Origin of the sequence: Kineococcus vitellinus, assembly GCF_009906315.1 — a bacterium.
GTDB classification, from domain to species: Bacteria; Actinomycetota; Actinomycetes; order Actinomycetales; family Kineococcaceae; genus Kineococcus; species Kineococcus vitellinus.
Genome location: NZ_JAAALL010000360.1, coordinates 1 through 3,972, shown reverse-complemented (window position 1 = coordinate 3,972; position 3,972 = coordinate 1). Strand labels below are relative to the sequence as shown.

Here is a 3,972-nt window from a genome sequence, read left to right as displayed (position 1 = left end):
CCCCCGCCGAGACCCCCGCCGCGAGCAGCGCCGCCGGGGGCCGCGTCCGCACCGCGCTGGTCACCGGCGCCAGCAGCGGCATCGGCGCGGCCACCGTGCGGGCGCTGGCCGCCGCCGGGTTCGCCACGATCGCCGCCGCCCACCTCGGCCGCCAGCGCCTCGCAGCGCTCGACGTCACCAACGCGGCCTCGGTGGCGGCGATGGCGGCGAGCGTGGGCGACGTCGACGTCGTCGTGCACTCCGCCGGCGGGGCGTTCGGCAGCGACCGCGTCGAGGACGGCGACCCCGAGGGCTGGAAGGCGATGTACGACGTCAACGTCGTCGGGGTGGTGCGGGTGCACCAGGCGCTGCTGGCGGGGATGCGCCGCGGCGGGAACGCGCACGTGGTCGTCCTGGGCTCGATCGCGGGCTTCGAGGTCTACCCCGGCGGCGGCGGGTACACGGCCGTCAAGCACGGGGTGAACGCGCTGTGCCGCACGCTGCGCCAGGAGCTGCTCGGCGAGCCGGTGCGGGTCACCGAGATCGCGCCCGGGATGGTCGAGACGGAGTTCTCCCTGGTGCGCCTGGGCGACCGGGCGGCCGCGGAGAAGGTGTACGAGGGGCTGACCCCGCTGAGCGCGGAGGACGTCGCGGACGTCATCGCGTTCGCGGTGACCCGCCCGCCGCACGTGGACCTCGACAGGGTCGTCGTGCGGCCGGTCGCCCAGGCCGACGCGGCGCACGTGCACCGCCGCTGAGCGTCAGCGGGCCCCACCGTTCGGCCCCGCACGGGGGCGCTGATCGCGTGAACTCTTCGAATGCACCCCTGCAAGGCTACTCACAGTGATTACTGTGAGCTGTGAGTGGTCGGGGGGGTCTCGGCCGGGAGCGCGAGGAGGAGCCGTGGCGACGCGGACGCAGGTGGACCTGGTGACGAGGACGACGCTGGAGGGGGAGCTGCTGGAGGGGGCGTGGGCGACCTACCAGGTCGCCTTCGAGCGGCTGCGGGTGCTGGCCGTGCAGCGCCACCTCATGACCCGGGCCGAGTTCGACGACGTGTGCGCCGACCGGCGCGTCATGAAGTACCTGGGCCTGGACGACGAGGGCCGGGTGTGCGCGTTCGGCACCTTCACCAACCAGCTCGCGGCCATGCCCCTGGTCAGCGAGGACTACTTCGCGCACCGCTGGCCGCAGCTGCACGCCGCCGGGAAGATCTGGTACATCGGCTGCGTCGGCGTCCACCCCGACTACCGCAGCAGCGGCGTGTTCGCCCGGATGGTCTCGCAGATGTGCGAGGTCGTGGAGCGCACCGGCGGCGTGGCCAGCATCGACATCTGCCGGCACAACGAGCAGGACCTCGCCCTGCCGCGGCTGATCACCCGCCTCGTCGACACGGTCAGCGACGGCACCCGGGTGCACCGGCTGGACGAGCAGACCTACTGGGCCTACGAGTTCCCCGAGCCGGCGATCGCCTCCTCCTGGCGCTGACGCCCCGCGACCGGCACCGGCCCGGTCCTGCTCCGGGCACGGGCACGGGTCAGCGCAGCGCGCGCCGGCTCCAGGAGGCCAGGACCGCGCCGACGGTCTCGGCGTCCGCGGCCCGCGCCCACAGCCAGCCCTGGCCGTGGCGCACCGCGAGGCGCCGCAGGATCTCGCGCTGCGCGTCGGTCTCGATGCCCTCGGCCGTCACGCCGAGGCCGAGGGCGGCGCTGACCGCGACGACGGCGCGCACGAGGGCCTCGTCGCTGCCGCTGTCCTCGCCGAGGTTGGCCACGAAGCTGCGGTCGATCTTCACCCGCGTCACCGGCAGCGTGCGCAGGTAGGACAGCGCGGAGTACCCGGTGCCGAAGTCGTCGACGGCCAGGCCGATCCCCATCCGGCGCAGGGCCAGCAGGGTGTCCATGACGACCTCGGAGTCGGCCAGCACGGAGGACTCGGTGATCTCCAGGATGAGGCTGCCGCCCTCCACCCCCGCCTCGGCCAGCGCGGCGCGCACCAGGTCGGCGAAGGCCGGGTCGAGCAGCTGGCGGGGGGCGACGTTGACCGACATGCGGAAGTCGTGGTCCACCAGGCCCTGCTCGCGCCAGCGGGCCAGCTGCAGCAGGGCCCGCCGCAGCGTGGCGAGCCCCACCCGGTTGATGAGCCCGGTCTCCTCCAGCAGCGGGACGAACTCGACCGGCGAGACGGGGCCGGCCAGCGGCCGCTCCCAGCGCAGCAGCGCCTCGGCGCCCACCGGGCGGCCGGTGCCGATGTCGACGATGAGCTGGTAGGCGCAGCTCAGGGCCTCCTCGTCGACGGCGTGGCGCAGGTGCAGCTCCAGCTCGACGGCCGCGCCCTGGTCCGAGCGCATGGTGGCGTCGAAGAGCAGCCACTGCCCGCGGCCGTCCTTCTTGGCCTGGTACATCGCGGTGTCGGCCTCGCGCATCGCGGTCTGCGCGCTGGAGCGCACCGCGGAGACGCCGACGGAGGCCGTCACGACGGCGTCGGTGCCGGCGACGCGCACGGGCCGGGCCAGCTCGCGCACGAGCCGGTCGGCGATCTCCCGCATCCGCGCCTCGTCGCCACCGGCCAGCACGACGAACTCGTCACCGGCCAGGCGCGCCACGGTGCCGCCGCTGCCGGCGATCTCGCGCAGCCGCGCCCCGGTGACCTGCAGCAGCTCGTCGCCGGCGTGGTGGCCGCGGGTGTCGTTGACGCGCTTGAACCCGTCGAGGTCGACGTAGAAGAGCCAGTGCCGGCCCTGCCCGGCGGGCGCCTGCGCCGTCAGCTCCGCCAGCTGCTGGCGCAGGACGTCGCGGTTGGGCAGGTCGGTGAGCGGGTCGTGGCTGGCCCGGTGGGCCAGCAGCGCGCGGGCGCGCGCCTGCCCGTTGACCGCCGAGACCGCGCGCAGCAGCAGCAGCGCGAGGACCAGCGCCACGGTGACCACGCCGGCCCACCGGGTCAGCGGCGACCCGCCGCCGGCCGGGCTGATCGCCAGCAGCAGCACCAGCGCGCCCAGCGAGACGCTCAGCAGCACCAGCCGCCGCCAGGACCAGGCGTCGGCGACCCTGGCGCCGGCGGGCGCGTCCCGGCGCTGCGAGGGGTGCAGCGCCGCCGCCGTGATGAGCAGGTAGGCGGCCACGAACGGCGTGCTGACCACCAGCGGGGGCAGCAGCTCCCCGCGCACGCCCCAGGCCGCGTACCAGACGTCCCCGGCCAGCAGCGCGATGACGGCGGCGAGCATGAGCTGGTAGCTGCGCCGGCGCGGCGCGGCGAAGAGCAGGTCGATGACCAGGCACACGAGCAGGACGTCGACGAGGGGGTAGACCGCGGCGACCACCGAGGTGGCCACCGACCGGCCGGGCAGCAGCGTCAGCGGCACGACGAGGTGCTGCACGGCCGCCAGGGCACCGGCGGAACCGGCGATGAGGACGTCGCACAGCACCTCCCGGCGCAGGCCGCCGTGGGCGCGGGCCAGCTTGACGAGGGCGATCAGCAGCGCCAGGTACCCGCTGAGGGACAGGACGTCGACGAGGTAGTGCGCCGCCCCGCTGCGCGCCAGGCTCCACGGCCGCACGGCCGAGCCGGCCAGGAAGCCCACCCCCGCCGCGACGAGCAGCCACCAGGCCACCAGCGGGCGCGGGCGGTGCACCAGGCACCCCCACACCATGCCGGCCACCGAGGCCACGCCGATCGCGGCGAGCACGAACGTGCCGGCACCGGTGGAGGAGGTCACGACGAACGTGGCCACGAGGGCGCACAGGACCACGGCCCCGACGACGCCGAGCACGGCGCCGCGCGGCCCGGAGACGCCAGGACTGCTCACGGCTTCCCCCGCCATCCGGCTGACTCCCCCCACTGCGGCTCCCGCCACCGCACCGAGGGTGCCGGCGGGCGCCGGCACGATACCGACGGATCCTTCCGCACATCCATCGATCAGCGGCGCTCCGACCTTGATCCTCGCTGCCCCGAACGGGTCAGCGCAGCCCGGGGGCGTCGGGGGCGGGTCGGGTC

At 75.3% G+C, this 3,972-nt stretch carries 3 protein-coding genes; 2 read left to right on the top strand and 1 reads right to left on the bottom strand.

The features are described from left to right. Positions 1-95: 95 nt before the first annotated feature. A complete protein-coding gene (locus GTQ99_RS20780; RefSeq protein WP_420814598.1) occupies positions 96-737 on the top strand; it encodes an SDR family NAD(P)-dependent oxidoreductase in 642 nt (213 codons plus the stop codon). A gap of 145 nt (positions 738-882) precedes the next feature. Then, the gene (locus GTQ99_RS20775) at positions 883-1,467 is read left to right on the top strand and encodes a GNAT family N-acetyltransferase (protein WP_166617601.1); all 585 of its coding nucleotides are present in this window, start codon (positions 883-885) and stop codon (positions 1,465-1,467) included. Between the two features lie 49 nt (positions 1,468-1,516). On the opposite strand, the gene GTQ99_RS20770 is transcribed toward GTQ99_RS20775, so the two are convergent. After that, on the bottom strand, positions 1,517-3,784 hold the full coding sequence (locus GTQ99_RS20770) for an EAL domain-containing protein (protein ID WP_166617600.1): 2,268 nt from the start codon (positions 3,782-3,784) through the stop codon (positions 1,517-1,519). Positions 3,785-3,972: the final 188 nt, after the last annotated feature.